Origin of the sequence: Massilia sp. DJPM01 (assembly GCF_030348125.1) — a bacterium.
Classification (GTDB): domain Bacteria; phylum Pseudomonadota; class Gammaproteobacteria; order Burkholderiales; family Burkholderiaceae_D; genus Telluria_A; species Telluria_A frigida.
Window position 1 is genome coordinate 1 of record NZ_JAQOZV010000205.1, and the last position, 775, is coordinate 775.

1 pseudogene is annotated in these 775 nt (G+C 61.0%); it reads right to left on the bottom strand.

Annotation, left to right across the window (positions count from 1 at the left end):
• Window positions 1-775: pseudogene (locus PO883_RS34680) on the bottom strand (hypothetical protein); the annotation flags it as partial.

The window sequence follows — 775 nt, forward strand, 5'->3', positions numbered from 1 at the left end:
TAGGCGGTCTTGCGTCCAGCCGCATCAAGGCTTGCTATCACGTTTCCAGCTCCGTCGAACTGCGTGGTCGTTGTGCCGGTATCCGGGCTGACGAGCGCCGTTTGCTGCCCCAGCCCATTGACGACGTAGCGTGTCTGCAAGCGGCGCGGATCGAGCACGGAGGCAAGCTGATCCTGCGGCGTGTAGGCATAATCGATTGTTGCTGGTTTTCCCGTGGCATCCACCGCAGGGAGCATCTGTTGTATCAGACGATTAAACGTGTCGTAAGTTCCCTTGCTGACGCGGGCCGTCGGGTCAATGGTCGCCTTCAGGTTGCCAGCCGGATCGTATTCAAAACGCGTGCCCGCATCTTTGGCATTGGACTGTTCCCGCTGCAAGCGGTTGAGCGCGTCGAACGCACGCATGGTCTGCGCGACCAGTTTGCCGCTTGGGTCTTTCACCTCCTGGCGCACGACGTTGCCCATCGCATCGAGCGTGAAGCCGATGCTGTTGCCGGCACGGTCGCGCAAGCCGCTCAAGCGGTGCGCGTCGTCGTAGGTGTAGCTTAGCGCCGAGCCGTCGGGTGCAGTCACACGGATCAACTGGCCCGCGACGTCATACTCGTAGCGCGTGGTTTCAGTTCGTCCGCTGGCATCGCGGATGGTGCTGGACACCAAGCGCTGGCGCGGGCCATATTCAGATTCGACAATCTGGCCATTGGGGCGCTGGATTTTGGTCGGCAAGCCATCCTCGCTGTATTCGAGGTAATTGGTGACCTCGCCGACGCTGTTGCGCA